Origin of the sequence: Streptomyces sp. L2, from assembly GCF_004124325.1 — a bacterium.
Classification (GTDB): domain Bacteria; phylum Actinomycetota; class Actinomycetes; order Streptomycetales; family Streptomycetaceae; genus Streptomyces.
In genome coordinates this window covers 1,821,357-1,837,781 of record NZ_QBDT01000001.1, presented here as the reverse complement: position 1 = coordinate 1,837,781, position 16,425 = coordinate 1,821,357, and the positions used below count along the sequence as shown (strand labels likewise).

Below are 16,425 nucleotides of genomic sequence, written 5' to 3'. Positions count from 1 at the left end.
GAGATCACGTCAGCCTGCATGCAGCAACTGTTCGACTTTTCCCCCGAAGGGGTGAGGTCGGTACGGGGAGGTAGACTTAGAGGTGTCTGGCCGGACGCGAGCCCGCGCATGCCCTGAACGCACCTGTGTGGGGTGCAGGCAGCGAGCGGCCAAGGATGATCTGTTGCGTGCCGTGGCGGATCAGGAACAGTGCGTTCCCGATCCTCGCGGTACGCTGCCCGGCCGGGGTGCCTATGTACACCCCGACCCGGTCTGTCTCGACCAGGCGGTACGCCGCCGGGCGTTCCCGCGGGCGCTGCGCGTCCCGGGGCCGCTCGACATAAAGGCGTTGCGCCGGTACGTCGAGCAGACGGACAGTTGCTGAGCAGGCGACACAGCACGAAGTGCCGTACGGAACCCCCCGTGCGGCTCGGTACCTCGCGAGTCGAAAGCAGGTCGAGATTGCGATGAGCACTCGATGAGTACGCGATGAGTACGCCCATGAACTAGCGGCGGTCCGGCTTCACCCGGACCTCAAAGGAGCGAAGTGGCTAAGGTCCGGGTCTACGAACTCGCCAAGGAGTTCGGTGTCGAGAGCAAGGTCGTCATGGCCAAGCTCCAGGAGCTCGGTGAATTCGTCCGTTCGGCGTCTTCGACGATCGAAGCGCCCGTAGTACGTAAGCTGACCGACGCCTTCCAGGGCGGTGGCAACGGCAAGTCCGCCGGCAAGCCCGCCCCGCGCAAGGCTTCCCCCAAGCCCGCCCCCGCGCCGTCCCCGGCGCAGGCGGCCCGTCCGGCTGCCCCGAAGCCGCCGACGGCCCCCAAGCCCGCCACGGCGCAGCAGCCCGCTGCCCCGTCGTCGCCGGCCGCGGCCCCCGGCCCGCGTCCGGTTCCGGGTCCCAAGCCCGCTCCGCGTCCGGCTCCGGCCGCCCCGGAGTTCACCGCTCCGCCGGCCGCTCCGGCCGCACAGACCCCGCAGGCCCCGGCCGCGCAAGGTCCGCGTCCCGGCGGTGCCCGTCCCGGCGCGCCCAAGCCCGGTGGCCGTCCGGCCCCCGGTCAGGGCCAGGCGGGCCGTCCCGGCCAGGGCGCTCCGCGTCCCGGCGGCCAGGGTGCCCGTCCGGGCGGCCGTCCGGCCGGCCCGCGTCCGGGTAACAACCCCTTCACCTCCGGTGGCTCCACCGGCATGGCCCGTCCGCAGGCGCCCCGCCCGCAGGGCGGTCCGCGTCCCGGCGGTGCCCCCGGCGCCGGCGGCCCCCGTCCGCAGGCGCCCGGCGGCCAGGGCGGCGCCCCGCGTCCGGGCGGCGCTCCCGGTCAGCGGCCGTCCCCGTCCGGCATGCCCCGCCCGCAGGGCGGCCCGCGTCCCGGCCCGTCCGGTCCGCGTCCGAACCCCGGCATGATGCCGCAGCGTCCCGCGGCCGGTCCGCGTCCCGGCGGCGGCCCCGGTGGCCGCGGTCCCGGTGGCGGCGGTCGTCCCGGTGGCGGCGGCGGTCGCCCGGGTGGCGGCGGCTTCGCCGGTCGTCCCGGTGGTGGCGGCGGTGGCTTCGCCGGTCGTCCCGGTGGTGGTGGCGGCGGCGGTTTCGCCGGCCGTCCCGGTGGTCCGGGTGGCGGCGGTGGCCGTCCCGGCTTCGGCGGGCGTCCGGGTGGTCCCGGCGGCCGTGGTGGCACGCAGGGCGCGTTCGGCCGTCCCGGTGGTCCGGCCCGTCGTGGCCGCAAGTCGAAGCGGCAGAGGCGCCAGGAGTACGAGGCCATGCAGGCCCCGTCGGTCGGCGGCGTGATGCTGCCTCGCGGCAACGGACAGACCGTCCGCCTGTCGCGCGGTGCGTCCCTCACCGACTTCGCGGAGAAGATCAACGCCAACCCGGCGTCGCTCGTCGCCGTCATGATGAACCTCGGCGAGATGGTCACTGCCACGCAGTCCGTCTCCGACGAGACCCTCCAGCTGCTCGCCGGCGAGATGAACTACGTCGTCGAGATCGTCAGCCCGGAGGAGGAGGACCGCGAGCTGCTCGAGTCCTTCGACATCGAGTTCGGCGAGGACGAGGGCGGCGAGGAAGCGCTCGTCGCGCGTCCGCCGGTCGTGACCGTCATGGGTCACGTCGACCACGGTAAGACCCGCCTGCTGGACACCATCCGCAAGACGAACGTCATCGCGGGCGAGGCCGGCGGCATCACGCAGCACATCGGTGCGTACCAGGTCGCCACCCAGGTCAACGACGAAGAGCGCAGGATCACCTTCATCGACACCCCGGGTCACGAGGCGTTCACCGCCATGCGTGCCCGCGGTGCGAAGTCGACCGACATCGCGATCCTCGTGGTGGCGGCCAACGACGGTGTGATGCCCCAGACGATCGAGGCGCTGAACCACGCCAAGGCGGCCGACGTGCCGATCGTGGTCGCGGTCAACAAGATCGACGTCGAGGGCGCGGACCCGACCAAGGTGCGCGGCCAGCTCACCGAGTTCGGTCTGGTGGCCGAGGAGTACGGCGGCGACACGATGTTCGTCGACATCTCCGCCAAGCAGGGTCTGAACATCGACCAGCTGCTGGAGGCCGTGGTCCTCACCGCGGACGCCTCGCTCGACCTGCGGGCCAACCCGGAGCAGGACGCGCAGGGCATCGCGATCGAGTCCCACCTCGACCGTGGCCGCGGCGCCGTCGCGACCGTCCTGGTCCAGCGCGGCACCCTGCGGGTCGGCGACACCATGGTGGTCGGCGACGCGTACGGCCGTGTCCGCGCGATGCTCGACGACAAGGGCGAGAACGTGGAGGAGGCGGGTCCCTCGACCCCGGTCCTCGTCCTCGGTCTCACCAACGTCCCGGGCGCCGGCGACAACTTCCTCGTCGTCGACGAGGACCGCACGGCCCGGCAGATCGCCGAGAAGCGGGCGGCGCGCGAGCGCAACGCCAACTTCGCCCGCCGTGGCGTCCGGTTCTCCCTGGAGAACCTGGACGAGGCCCTCAAGGCCGGCCTGGTGCAGGAACTCAACCTCATCATCAAGGGCGACGCGTCCGGTTCGGTGGAGGCCCTCGAGTCCTCGCTGCTCCAGCTCGACGTCGGCGAAGAGGTCGACATCCGCATCCTGCACCGCGGCGTGGGTGCGGTCACCGAGTCGGACATCAACCTGGCGACCGGCTCCGACGCCATCGTCATCGGCTTCAACGTCCGCGCGGCCGGCCGTGCCGCGCAGATGGCGGAGCGCGAGGGCGTCGACGTCCGCTACTACTCGGTCATCTACCAGGCGATCGAAGAGGTCGAGGCGGCCCTGAAGGGCATGCTGAAGCCGGAGTACGAGGAGATCGAGCTCGGTACGGCGGAGATCCGCGAGGTCTTCAAGTCGTCCAAGCTGGGCAACATCGCCGGTGTCCTGGTCCGCTCCGGAGAGGTCAAGCGCAACACCAAGGCGCGCCTCGTCCGCGACGGCAAGGTCATCGCGGAGAACCTCACCATCTCCGGTCTGCGCCGCTTCAAGGACGACGTCACCGAGATCCGCGAAGGGTTCGAGGGCGGTATCAACCTCGGCAACTTCAACGACATCAAGGTCGACGACGTCATCGCGACGTACGAGATGCGGGAGAAGCCGCGGTCGTAACCGACCACGGTTCGTGCCGGCCGGCGGGAGTTCGCTCCTGCCGGCCGGCGCGCCGTTCCCGGGGGGACGCGGGTAGGGGACGCGGGTAAACCCTGTCGAGCCTCCGGCGGGTACGCGGTACCGTTCTTGATGACCCCGGCCACACGGCCACGGGGCCATCGATCCCGTACCGGCGGGTGAACCGGCTACACACATGTACGTGGGGACTCTGTCCTTCGACCTCCTCCTCGGCGACGTCCACTCGCTGAAGGAGAAGCGCTCCGTCGTCCGCCCGATCGTCGCCGAGCTCCAGCGGAAGTACTCCGTGAGCGCGGCCGAGGTGGACCACATGGACCTCCACCGGCGAGCGGTCATCGGCCTGGCCATGGTCTCCGGCGACGCGGGGCACCTCACCGACGTACTGGACCGCTGCGAGCGGCTGGTCGCCGGCCGCCCCGAGGTGGAGCTGCTGTCCGTACGACGCCGCTTCCACGGCGAGGACGACTGACCGCACAGCGCACATCACAAAGATTTCAGTACGCACAACGCACACCGCAGAACGCAGAACGCAAGAAGAAGAAAGAACGGGAGACGGACCAGTGGCCGACAACGCGCGGGCGAAAAGGCTGGCGGACCTCATCCGGGAGGTGGTGGCCCAGAAGCTGCAGCGCGGGATCAAGGACCCGCGGCTCGGCTCGCACGTCACCATCACGGACACCCGGGTCACGGGTGACCTGCGGGAGGCGACCGTCTTCTACACGGTCTACGGCGACGACGAGGAGCGGCAGGCCGCCGCGGCGGGCCTGGAGAGCGCCAAGGGCATCCTGCGCTCCGAGGTCGGCCGCGCGGCCGGCGTGAAGTTCACGCCGACCCTCACCTTCGTCGCCGACGCCCTGCCCGACACCGCCCGGACCATCGAGGACCTCCTCGACAAGGCGCGGCAGTCCGACCAGAAGGTGCGCGAGGCGGCCACAGGCGCCACGTACGCCGGCGGAGCGGACCCCTACCGCAAGCCGGCCGAGGACGAGACCGCCACCGGCACCCCTGGGGACGCCGGGACCGGCGAGACGGACGGCGACGCCGCGGAATGACCCAGAAACACCCCACGCCCGACGGCCTCGTCATCGTCGACAAGCCGTCGGGCTTCACTTCGCACGACGTGGTCGCCAAGATGCGCGGCATCGCCCGCACCCGGCGCGTCGGCCACGCGGGCACGCTCGACCCGATGGCGACCGGCGTCCTCGTCCTCGGCATCGAGCGCGCCACCAAGCTGCTCGGCCACCTCGCGCTGACCGAGAAGGAGTATCTGGGCACCATCCGGCTCGGCCAGAACACCCTCACGGACGACGCCGAGGGCGAGATCACCTCCGCCACCGACGCCTCCAAGGTCGCCCGGGACGCCATCGACGCCGGCATCGCCAAGCTGACCGGCGACATCATGCAGGTGCCGTCCAAGGTCAGCGCCATCAAGATCGACGGCGTACGGTCGTACAAGCGGGCCCGCGAGGGCGAGGAGTTCGAGATCCCCGCCCGGCCGGTGACCATCTCCTCCTTCACCGTGTACGACGCCCGTGACGCCGTCGCCGAGGACGGCACCCCGGTGCTCGACCTGGTCGTCTCCGTGGTCTGCTCCTCCGGCACCTACATCCGCGCCCTCGCCCGCGACCTGGGCGCCGGCCTGGGCGTCGGCGGCCACCTCACGGCGCTGCGCCGGACACGCGTCGGGCCGTACAAGATCGACGCGGCGCGGACCCTCGACCAGCTCCAGGAGGAGCTGACTGTGATGCCGGTCGCCGAGGCCGCAGCGGCCGCGTTCGCCCGCTGGGACGTCGACACCAGGCGCGCCCGTCTCCTCCTCAACGGCGTCCGCCTCGACATGCCCGACGAGTACGCCGGCACCGGCCCCGTGGCCGTCTTCGACCCCGAGGGCCGTTTCCTCGCGCTCGTCGAACACCACAAGGGCAAGGCGAAGAGCTTGGCGGTCTTCGGCTGACCCATGTCCGCTGGGTTCCGCCGCGTCCGCTGGGTTCCGCCGCGCGCCGGTTTCGGGCTTGCGGGCGCCGACCGGCAGGGTCCGTCGGATTCGGGCCTGCGCACGCCGGTTTCTGGCCTGGTGCGCCGGCTGGCAGGATCCGCCAGTCGCCGCTTGCGCTCGCCGGCAGGTAGCGTCCGCCGTTTCCGGCCTGCGCTCGCCGGCCGGTAGGGGCGCCCGGGGGCGCACGGTCCTGGACGGCTCAGGAGCGGGTGCCGGGCCGTGGCAGGCGCATCCGGGCCGGCCGGCCGTCAGCCGCCGAATTCCGTGTGCGTGACGCGACGGAGCCTGCGCCGCTGAGAGGGATCCAGCGTCAGGTACGCGGCCGCCGGGGCTCTCGGATCCGCCGGTCGCTGGCCTGCGCGCACCGACCGGCAAGGTCCGCCGGTTTGCGGCCCGCGCTCGCCTGCCGACAGCGTCCGTCGGCCTGCGCTCCCCGGCCCGTGGAGCGGCGGCCACGGGGTACTGCCACTCGCCGCCGCTCCACGGTCCCCCCTCGGTTCCCCCACCCCTAGGGTGTATCCACCGGCCCCCGCCTATTCACCCGACCGGGCAGGCGCTCGGAGTGAACCGGGGGAGCGGAAGGGGGCGCTTTCACCGCGCGATCTTTCCCGCTGATCACCACCCGCCTACCGTCGAAAATCAGGCACGTGTGTGCGGACGGGGCGGGACCGGGCGGGGAGGTACGGCCATGGCGGAACGGGGCGGTGCCCTGCCGGACAGGGACGGTACGGGCGGCGGGGTGGCCGCGCGGGGCTTGGAGACCGGGTACCGCTCGGACACCGGGGCAGGCACGGACTCCGGGGGGCGCGTGGCCGGTGGTCGGCGCGGCGGTGACGGTGGTCGGGGGGACGACAGTGGCCGCCGACTGTACGGTGGCGACAGCCGCCGGGGGGACGACAGCGGCCGACGGGACCGTGGCGACAGCCGCCCTGGCGACGACGGCAACGGCAACGACGCCGGCGGCCTCCGTCGTGACGACGACGGGACGCGCACGGGTGATACCGATGGCCGGCCGGGGGACGGCGCCCGCCGTCGTGGTGACCGGCGCGGACTGCGCAGGGAGGCCGGCGGCCTCCGTCGTGACGGGGGACGTGGGGCGTCCGTTGCACGCCCGCCCGGCGCAGACCGCGAGGCGGACGGCGACGCCCCCACACCCGACCGGAGCCCTACCGACGCCCTCGTCCGGATCCATGACCTGGCCGGCCGCCCGCGTGGTGTCGGGTTCCTCGCCGACCACCACGGCACCCTCCTCACCAGCCACGAGGCCGTGGACGGACTGCCCCGGCTGGTCCTGCACGCGGTCGGGGGCCAGACCTGTGTCGTCGACGCCCACGCTGTCACCCCGCTGCCCGCGCGGGACCTCGCTCTCGTCCGCACTGAGGGCCTGGGCGTGGACCCGCTGCCGCTGACCAGGCGGGACCGGATCGACGCCGGGACCTACGTGAGGATCGCCGCCGGCTGCTGGCGTGAGGCGCGCGTTCTGGCGGCGACGCAGGTGACGTACACCGCCACGGACCGCTTCCACCTCGTTGACGACGCCCTGGAACTGGCGATCGGCACAGCGGGCCGGGACGCGCTTCGCCTCGGTGGGGGAGCGGCCGGCGGACCGGTTCTCGACGCGCTGACGGGCGCGGTACTGGGAGTCCTCGGCACGGCCCTGCACTCCGCTCAGCGCGACACGGGCTTCGCGGCGCCGCTGCGGTTCGCCGACGGCCCCCACGCCCTCGCCGAACTGCTCGCCCGCAACGAGGCGACCGTTCCGGCCTACGGCGCCGACCTCAACCTGGCCGGAGTCCTGGAACTGGCCGCCACCTCGGTCGCCCAGGACGGCCCCTCGGCCGCCGCCCACGGCGCGGGTGCCACGCCCTTCGTCGAGCGCCTCGCGCTGACCCGGGACCTGTCCGCGTTCGCCGCCGCCGACACCCCGGTACTGGCCCTGGTGGGTGCCCCAGGCACCGGCCGCACGACAGAGCTGGCCACCCTGGCCGCCCGCCGCACTACCCCGTCCCCACTGCACACCCCAAATCTCGCCGCCTCTCCCCAGGCCCGGACCGCCGCCGCCAACGACACGACCACGGAGCCCCCGCCCCGGACCACGGCGATCCCGACGGATGCCGCGGGGCTCCCCTCGGGACCACGCGGCGCGGACCCCACGCCCTCCGCTCCCTCTCCCCAGTCCTGGCCGGCCTCCGGGGACGGCCCGGCCACGCAGCCATCGCCGCGGACCGCCGCGATCCCGACGGATGTCGCGGGGCTCCCCTCGGGACCACGCGGCACGGACCTGACCGCCTCTGCTCCCTCTCCCCAGGCCTGGCCGACCTCTGGGGACAGCCCGGCCACGCAGCCATCGCCGCGGACCACGGCGATCCCGACGGATGCCGCGGGGCTCCGCTCGGGACCACGCGGCACGGACCCCACGCCCTCCGCTCCCCCTCCCCAGTCCTGGCCCGCCGCAGGGAACGGCCCGGCCACGGAGCCCCGGCCGCCGACCACCGCGACCTCGACGGATACCGAGGCGCGCCCATCGGAAGGACACGGCGCGCAACCCACCGCCTTGGCTCTTGTCACCACGCTGTGTCCGGGCGTCGTGGGACCACCGGTGGCCGGTGTGCCCGCAGCCGCTCATGGCCGTGAGGTGTCGAGTGACGCCGACGTCGCACCATGGTCAGGGGCGGCGTCGTGGCAGATGGCCGGTGCGCCCAGCGCCGCGCCTGATCCGGTTCCCGAGCCGTGGCCGGACGCCGCAGCTTCATCCGTGGCCGATGCCCGCGCGGCCGCGCCAGCCGGCGCCGATCAGAGCAGCGCGGGCTGTGCTGCCCAGACGTCCGACTCGGCCGGGGTCTCCCGCCGGACCACCGAGCCGTCGAGCGGGCTCCGCTGCCCCGATGCCGCCCACGCGGTCGGCCAGGGCCATGCCCGTCCCGCCCCCACCCTCTGGCTGCGCGGCGCGGACCTGCACGATGCCGATGGCTCACTCGCCGACGCGGTGCGGCGGAGCCTCGGGCGGGCCGCGCGGATCGTGGCCGCCGCCCGGGGCGTCCGCGTCGACGATCTCGGTGATGTCGGGGCGGAACGGCTGGCGCGGCTGGCCGGCGCGGCCGGGCGACCGCTGCTCCTGGTGCTGGACGGCCCCGAGGAGATGCCGCCGGTCCTCGCGCACCGGCTCACCGAATGGACCCGGGGCACAGTGGAGTGGCTGCGGCAGAACGGAGTCCGGCTGGTGATGGCGTGCCGGGAGGAGTACTGGGAGCGGGCCGGACGCGAGTTCCCCGACGAGTTGCTGCACGGCTCCGCCGACGCCGCCAGCGGCCTCCCGGCGTGCGTGCGGCTCGGCGACCTCACAGCCGACGAGGCCGAGCACGCCCGGCGCCACTACGGCATCCCCGGAGGTGCCCTCGTCGAGCCCGACGCCCGACACCCCCTCACCCTCCGCTTCCTCGCCGACCTCCGCGCGGCCCTCCCCGGAACCCCCGACACGCCCGACTCCGTCGACTCCATTGCCGACACCTTCCCTGCCCCTGGCACGGGTGCATGCCCCGGCATGCTCGCCGCCGGGATGCCCGGCGCGCCCGCCGCCGGGATGCCCGGCGCGCCCGCCGCGGGAACGCCCGGCATGCCCGTCCCTGGGACGACCGCCGCAGCCGTCGTCCCTGGCGCGCCCACCGCGGGAACGCCCGGCATGCTCGCCTCCGGAACGTTCAGCACGCCCGCCCCCGGCACGCCCCGCACAACCCCCGCCCCCGGCACGCCCCGCACACCCCCCGCCCTGCACCGGCACGAAGTCTTCGCCGCTCACCTCGACCTGATGTGTCTGCGGATCGCGGTCCGGCTCGCGGCCGAGAACGGGGTGCGCGGGACGGCCGTACGACGGCTCGCGGTGCGGGTCGCCGGGCAGGTGCACGAGGCCGCCCGGCGCAGCCTCGGTCCCGGGCAGGGTGAGCTGGACCGGGAGTCGTTCGAGGCGGTGTTCCCGTGGGGCCCCGCGCCCGCCCGGCTCGGCGGCGGATCCGGGTGGGCGTCCGCCGTCCTCACCGAGGGCCTCCTCGTCCCCGCCGGCGACGGCTACCGCTTCGCCCACGAGGAACTGGCCGACTGGATCCAGGGCCTCCACCTCGACCTGGACGAGGCACTGCACGCCCTCGTCCACCGCCCCCGCACCGCTCGGGCCGCCCACCCGCTACCCGTCCCGCACCACCGCGTCGGCCCCGTCGTCGAGGCGCTCCTGCTCCTCGGCAGGCAAGAGGGCCCCCGCCAACTCTCCTTCCGGCTGCGCGAGTTGACCGACGCCCTCGACCTCGACCCGGCCTCCTGGTGGGCCGCCCGCCTGCTCGGCTGCACCCTGCTCCAGGTCCCGGACGCGTCGCCGTACACCGAGGTCCTGCGGCTCCTCGCCGACCGCGTCGTCAGCTGGCGGCGCGCGCAGCGCCCCGTACCGGCCGAGTTCCGCCCGGACTTCTGGAGCGCCCTCCCCCTCCCCGACGCCGAGCGCCTGGACCTCCTGCGCCGGCTCCTCTTCGCGGACGCCGGTGACCGCGGCGCGGGCGGCCGCCACCTCGACGCCGTGGCCCGGCTGCTGGCCGCCGCCCCCACCGCCGTACAACCACACCTGACCCGCTGGTTCGACGACGAGCGGCCGCTGCCCGCGACCCCGCACGCCACCGTGGCGACCGCGGCGCAGGCCATGCTGCACACGCACCGGCACGGCACCCTGGACGACCTCACCGAGGTACTGGCGGACAGCGCCCACCGCCGCGCCGACGAACTCCTCGCCGTACTCGCCGAGGAGGAACCCTCGGCCGTGTGCCGGGCCGTCGACCGCTGGGCACACGACGAACGCCCCGCCCGCCGCTCCGCAGCCGTGACGTACGGGCTGCGCGCCGCCCCGCACGTCCTCACCGACGCCGATCGCGACCTGCTCCGCTATGCCGCCCTCACCCTGCTCGCCCGCCCCGCCGACCGCACCCTGCACGGCGGCGCCCTCGCCCTCCTGGTCCGCGACCCGCGCACCCGCGACGAGCACTTCGACCAGGGCCTGCGCCACTTCGCCGCCTGCGACCCGCGGTTCCCGCCCAGCGCCCTCGGCCCGGCCCTGACCACCCACCCCGGTCCGGTCCTCGACGCCTTCCGTGCCCGGTTGCGCGGCCCGGACGCCGGCGAGGCGCTGCGCACGCTCACCGACGCCACCACGCCCGGCCTCGCCCGCGACGTCGCCGCCGTCGTCCGGGACGCGGTGGCGCTGCGCCCGGAGACGGCCGGCCACGTCGCCGCGTGCACCGACCGCCGCCTGGACGACGGCCCGGCCGCCCGCGCCGCCCTGCTGCCCCTGGTCACCGGCCTCCTCGACGGCGGCAGCGAACCGCTCCGCGCGGCCCTCGCCACCGTGCTCGGCGCCGCCGGCACCACCGCCTCCCGCCCGCTGCGCCGGGAACTCCTGGACGTCCTGCTCGCACGCGAGGAGGACCCGGCGGTCCTGGACGCCGTGCTGCACGCGGCCGCCGGCCACCGCAACGCCCCCCGCCAGGACCGCAGAGACGACCCCCGTCAGGACCGCAGAGGCGACCCCCGCCAGGACCGCAGAGACGATCGCCGCCGCGACGGCCGCCGGGACGAGGAGATCCGGGAGCTGGTCCACCGCACCGGCCTGCTCCTCGTCCGCACCCCAGACGGCGCCGCCCGCTTCGACCGCGGCCTGGTCGACCTGAGCCGCCACGTCCCCGGTTTCGCCGCGACCCTGCTCCGCTGGCTGACCGACACCCCCGACGACTGGGCCGCGGTGGTCGGCCCGAGCGCCCGCCGCACCATCGAGCACCTGGCGGGGACACGGGTGCCGGCCTGAACCCGTGCCGGGGCGCATGTCGCCGCAGGGCCGTTCGCCGACGTGCGCCCGGTCACAGCCCCCATGCCGATGCGGGTCCGGGGCACCCGGCATGGCACCCTTAGACCTGCACACGAGGTCAACGGTAGACACGGACACGGGTTCGAGGAGCGGTCACAGTGCAGCGCTGGCGTGGCTTGGAGGACATCCCCCAGGACTGGGGGCGCAGCGTCGTCACCATCGGGTCCTACGACGGCGTCCACCGCGGCCACCAGCTGATCATCAAGCACGCCGTCGACCGCGCCCGCGAGCTGGGCGTCCCGGCCGTCGTCGTCACGTTCGACCCGCACCCCAGCGAGGTCGTCCGCCCCGGCAGCCACCCGCCGCTGCTCGCCCCGCACCACCGCCGCGCCGAGCTGATGGCCGACCTGGGGGTGGACGCCGTCCTGGTGCTCCCCTTCACCACCGAGTTCTCGAAGCTGTCGCCCGCCGACTTCGTGGTCAAGGTCCTGGTCGACAAGCTGCACGCCAAGGCCGTCGTGGAGGGCCCGAACTTCCGCTTCGGCCACAAGGCCGCGGGCAACGTGGACTTCCTCGTCGAACAGGGCAAGGTGTACGACTTCGAGGTCGAGGTCGTCGACCTGTACGTCACCGGCTCGGCCGGCGGCGGCGAGCCGTTCTCCTCGACCCTGACCCGGCGCCTGGTCACCGAGGGCGACGTCGAAGGCGCCCGCGAGATCCTGGGCCGCCCGCACCGCGTGGAGGGCGTCGTCGTACGAGGCGCCCAGCGCGGCCGCGAACTCGGCTTCCCCACGGCCAACGTGGAGACGCTCCCGCACACCGCGATCCCCTCCGACGGCGTCTACGCCGGCTACCTCCACGTCCAGGGCGAGGCCATGCCGGCCGCGATCTCCGTCGGCACGAACCCGCAGTTCGACGGCACCGAGCGCACGGTGGAGGCGTACGCCATCGACCGCGTGGGCCTCGACCTGTACGGCCTGCACGTCGCCGTCGACTTCCTGGCGTACGTCCGCGGCCAGGCGAAGTTCGACACGCTGGAGGCCCTGCTGGAGCAGATGGCCGAGGACGTGAAGCGGTGCAGGGAGATCGTCGCCGCCGACTAGTCCTCTACGACACGGAAGGGCGGCCGGTGCTCACGGGCACCGGCCGCCCTTCTTCATGCCGCCCTACTGCTGCGGCGGAGCCTGCGGGGGCTGCTGCTGACCCTGCGGGTGGGGTTGGCCGGGGTACTGCGGATACGGATACGGCGGCTGCCCCGGCTGCCCCGGCTGTCCGGCCTGAGGCTGGGCCTGCGGCTGCGGCTGCGGCTGCGGCTGGGGCGGGTAGGGCTGGCCCGGAGCCGGCGGATACGGCTGCCCCTGCGGCCCGGGCTGACCGGCCTGACCGGGCTGAGCCTGCTGCGGCGGGTACGGCTGCTGCTGCCCGGCCTGCGGATAGCCCGGCTGCGCGGGCTGCCCGGGCTGCTGCCCGTACACGTGAGGCTGGCCCGGCTGCCCCGGCATCGGCTGCCCCGGCATCGGCTCTCCCGGCACCGGCTGACCGGGGACGGGCTGACCCGGAATCGGCTGACCGGGCATGGGCTGTCCCGGCATCAGCTGTCCCGGCATGGCGTGTCCCGGCATCGGCGGGGCGGCGACCGGCGGCGGGTTGCCGTCGCTCGTCCACAGCCCGTGCGACTGCTGATGCCGTACGAAGTCCTCGGCCACCATGGCCGCGAGGTTGAAGTACGCCTCCCGCACCTTCGGCCGCATCATGTCGAGGTCGACCTCGGCACCGGCGGACAGATGCTCGTCGAACGGCACGACCACCACGCCCCGGCAGCGCGTCTCGAAGTGCGACACGATGTCCTCGACCTTGATCATCTTGCCGGTCTCGCGCACTCCGGAGATGACGGTGATCGAGCGCGAGACCAGGTCGGCGTACCCGTGCGCCGACAGCCAGTCCAGCGTCGTACTGGCGCTGCTCGCGCCGTCCACGGACGGCGTGGAGATGATGATGAGCTGGTCGGCGAGGTCGAGCACCCCGCGCATGGCGCTGTACAGCAGACCCGTACCCGAGTCGGTGAGGATGACCGGGTACTGCCGGCCGAGCACGTCGATGGCGCGCCGGTAGTCCTCGTCGTTGAACGTCGTGGACACGGCAGGGTCGACGTCGTTGGCGATGATCTCCAGCCCGGACGGCGCCTGGGACGTGAACCGCCGGATGTCCATGTAGGAGTTGAGGTACGGGATCGCCTGGACCAGGTCGCGGATGGTGGCCCCGGTCTCCCGGCGTACCCGGCGCCCGAGCGTGCCGGCGTCCGGGTTGGCGTCGATGGCGAGGATCTTGTCCTGCCGCTCGATGGCCAGGGTCGAGCCGAGCGCGGTCGTCGTGGTCGTCTTGCCGACCCCGCCCTTGAGGCTGATGACGGCGATCCGGTAGCAGGACAGCACGGGCGTGCGGATCAGCTCCAGCTTCCGCTGCCGCTCGGCCTCTTCCTTCTTCCCGCCCAGCTTGAAGCGCGAGCCGGCCGCGGTGGGCCGACCGCTCTTCGCCTTCTGCCGCTTGGTGTTGAGCAGCCGGTCCGACGACAGCTCCACGGCGGCGGTGTAACCGAGCGGCGCGGCACCGGGGTTGGTCGGCTGCCGCTGGTCGTGCTGCATCGGCTGGGGCCAGGCGGCCCCGGCCCGGGGATCGACGGGCGCCTGCGGGACCTGTGGGGCCGCCTGCGGGGCCTGCGGCTCCGGTGCCGCCGGGGCGGAGCCCGCGGGCTGCTGGGCGGGCGGGAATCCGTAACCACCGGGCTGCGCCGGGGGAGTCGGGCCGCCGGCCGGGGGGAACCCGTAGCCGCTCTGCGGGTTGGGCGGGGCAGGGGCCGGCTGGGGCGCCGACGGCTGGTGCTGCTGCGGAGCGAGGGGCTGTGCCGGTCCCTGCGGCGGGAATCCGTAACCACCGGGCTGCGCCGGGGGAGTCGGGCCGCCGACCGGGGGAAACGCGTAGCCGCCCTGCGGCCCGGGACCGGGAGGAGCGGGCGCGGGAGCAGCCCCCTGCTCCGGAGACGCGGCGGGTACAGGCGCGGGGGGCACCGGCGCGAACGGCTGGCCGGGCTGTGCGGGCGGCGGCGGAGTGGTCGCGCCGGGCTGGTTCCACGCGGCGGGCGCGGGCTGCGGCGCCTGCGGCTGGAACGGCGGCTGCTGACCGGGCACCGACCCGGCCTGCTGCGGCGGCGCGGGCGGTTGCGGCGTCTCCTGGCCGGGCCACTGGGCCGCCGGCGAGGGCGCGGCGGGCTGGTACGACGGCGGCAGCGGAGGCAGCCCACCCTGCGGCGCCGGCAGCGGAGCCCAGGCGTGCGGCGCGGCATCCTGGGGGGCCGGGGGAGCGGCGGGCACGGCATCCTGCGGCTGCGGTGCCGGCACGGCGGCGGGCACGGCGTCCTGCGGCCCAACAGGACCGTTCGGTACGGCATCCTGAGGCACGGCGTCCTGAGGGGCGCCGCTCTGCGGTCCGGCGTCCTGCGGCACAGCCGGGTGCTCCGGGACCTCTTCGGCTACGACCGCCGGCGCGACGGCATCGTCATGGTCGCCGGCGGCACCGGCATCGCCGTGAACGTCGGCAAGGGAGTCGCCAGGGACATCCGCGTCATCGGACGCACTCTCCCCGCTGACCTCGCCACCAGCCCCGGCAGGAGCCTCGGCGCCCCCGACCTCGCCCGCGTCAGCCGACTCAGCCGCACCGGACTCGTCAACACCGTCCGCTTCCGGCGCGACAGCCTCCGCGGCCTCTCCGCTGACGCCGTATTCATCAGCCTTCGCGTCGGCGTCCTCGGTACCGTCCGTCTCGGCACTCTCCTCACCACCGGCCTCGGCGGCCGGGCCGACCACCGACGACTCACCGCCACCTTCCGTACCCGCACCCGCACCCGTACCCGCATCCGCTTCCAGGGCAGAACGGCTGTCCTCGGCTTCGTCGGACACCTCGGGAGCGGCCTTCTCGTCCGTCCCCTCCTGCCCGGCAGCCGCGCGCTCCGCGATCTCGGCGATCTCACGCTTCAGGGCGACGGCGGAGAACCGCATGGTCGCCCCGCTCTCCAGGTCCCCGTTGGCAGGCTCGGGTTCGGGCTCATGAGGTGCGGGGGCCGCGGCAGCCGACGGCGGGGCCGCCTGCGGCTCGAAGCCCACGGGCAGCCGGGGCACGGCAGTGGCGTCCCCGGCCGACTGCGCGGGCGGAGCGAACGGCGCACCGGGACCGGCGGGGGGAGCAGGGGGCGTGAACGGCGCGCCGGGCCCGGCAGGGGGCGGGGCGAACGGTGCCCCTGGACCGGCGGCGGGCGGAGTGAACGGAGCCCCGGGCGCCGGGGGCGGAGGCGCGAAAGGCGCCGCTCCCGGACCGGGCGCGGGCGGCGCCGGCGGCCCGAAGTGAGCCCCCGGAGCCGGCGCCGTACCGCCGGACTGGGCAGCATGCGGCGGCGGAGTCAGCCCCGGCAGGGCCGCACCCGCGGGAAACGGCGAGGCACCGGACCCGGCACCACCCACCTCGCCCGGCCCGCCGGCCGGACCGGCGGCACCCGGACGGCCCGCAGCACCGGAATCCCCGGACGCACCCGCACCCGCGCCCCCCGGGCCACCCGAACCACCCGAATCGGCGTTCTGCGTGTACCAGGCGGGCGGTGCGTAGTCGATGGTGAACTCACCGGTGGTCTCGATGGCCGACTCCGCGTCGGGCTGGTCATCGCCGGGTGTGGCCCAGCCCCCGCGGATCCCGTCCCGATCGCTGCTCACAGTTCCTCCTGGTGTGGTCGAGCACCCGCATGCCGTGCCGGGGCGACCCTGTCGTGTCGTTCAAGCCGTCCGAAGTCGTTCGAGGCAGTCCGAACCATCGGCTCTCCCCCTCGGACGCGGACACCTGGTCCACGGGTTCTGGCACCGCGCCCACTCCCAGCCTAATCACCAGGAGCCACACCCCGGCAGGCCCGCCCATCCCCCAATGCGCACTCACCGGTCCGCACAGCACCGAAAACGCTCCGGAGGC

Annotated in this window: 8 protein-coding genes; 7 read left to right on the top strand and 1 reads right to left on the bottom strand. The window is 74.4% G+C overall.

Going from position 1 to position 16,425, the window contains the following annotated elements:
- The first annotated feature begins 82 nt into the window (after nucleotides 1-82).
- The 7 genes from DBP14_RS07530 to DBP14_RS07490 all read left to right on the top strand — a co-directional run bounded on the left by DBP14_RS07530 (nucleotide 83) and on the right by DBP14_RS07490 (nucleotide 12,521).
- Nucleotides 83-364 carry a YlxR family protein gene (locus DBP14_RS07530; RefSeq protein WP_129306252.1) on the top strand — a complete coding sequence of 94 codons (282 nt, stop codon included), beginning with the start codon at nucleotides 83-85 and terminating at the stop codon, nucleotides 362-364.
- A gap of 162 nt (nucleotides 365-526) precedes the next feature.
- Nucleotides 527-3,568, top strand: a complete 3,042-nt coding sequence (gene infB, locus DBP14_RS07525; RefSeq protein ID WP_129306251.1) for a translation initiation factor IF-2 — start codon at nucleotides 527-529, stop codon at nucleotides 3,566-3,568.
- Between the two features lie 193 nt (nucleotides 3,569-3,761).
- A complete protein-coding gene (locus tag DBP14_RS07520) occupies nucleotides 3,762-4,055 on the top strand; it encodes a DUF503 domain-containing protein (RefSeq protein ID WP_129306250.1) in 294 nt (97 codons plus the stop codon).
- A 91-nt stretch (nucleotides 4,056-4,146) separates the two neighbouring features.
- Entirely contained in the window at nucleotides 4,147-4,638 is a 492-nt protein-coding gene (gene rbfA, locus DBP14_RS07515; RefSeq protein WP_129306249.1) for a 30S ribosome-binding factor RbfA, read from the top strand.
- Nucleotides 4,635-5,540 carry a tRNA pseudouridine(55) synthase TruB gene (gene truB, locus DBP14_RS07510; protein WP_129306248.1) on the top strand — a complete coding sequence of 302 codons (906 nt, stop codon included), beginning with the start codon at nucleotides 4,635-4,637 and terminating at the stop codon, nucleotides 5,538-5,540. Before rbfA ends, truB begins: the two co-directional genes overlap by 4 nt.
- Nucleotides 5,541-6,768: 1,228 nt before the next feature.
- Nucleotides 6,769-11,418, top strand: coding sequence for a trypsin-like peptidase domain-containing protein (locus tag DBP14_RS36700; protein WP_241741193.1), 4,650 nt, complete (start codon nucleotides 6,769-6,771; stop codon nucleotides 11,416-11,418).
- A 158-nt stretch (nucleotides 11,419-11,576) separates the two neighbouring features.
- Nucleotides 11,577-12,521 carry a bifunctional riboflavin kinase/FAD synthetase gene (locus tag DBP14_RS07490; RefSeq protein WP_129306247.1) on the top strand — a complete coding sequence of 315 codons (945 nt, stop codon included), beginning with the start codon at nucleotides 11,577-11,579 and terminating at the stop codon, nucleotides 12,519-12,521.
- Nucleotides 12,522-12,584: 63 nt separating this feature from the next.
- Here the strand turns inward: DBP14_RS07490 and DBP14_RS07485 are convergent, their stop codons facing one another.
- A complete protein-coding gene (locus DBP14_RS07485; protein WP_241740837.1) occupies nucleotides 12,585-16,175 on the bottom strand; it encodes an SCO5717 family growth-regulating ATPase in 3,591 nt (1,196 codons plus the stop codon).
- Between the last annotated feature and the right edge of the window lie 250 nt (nucleotides 16,176-16,425).

What these genes read in the sequence shown, in the direction of transcription:
- truB (WP_129306248.1), top strand. Translation starts at nt 4,635, where the DNA reads ATGACCCAGAAACACCCCACGCCCGACGGCCTCGTCATCGTCGACAAG.
- DBP14_RS07520 (WP_129306250.1), top strand. Translation starts at nt 3,762, where the DNA reads ATGTACGTGGGGACTCTGTCCTTCGACCTCCTCCTCGGCGACGTCCAC.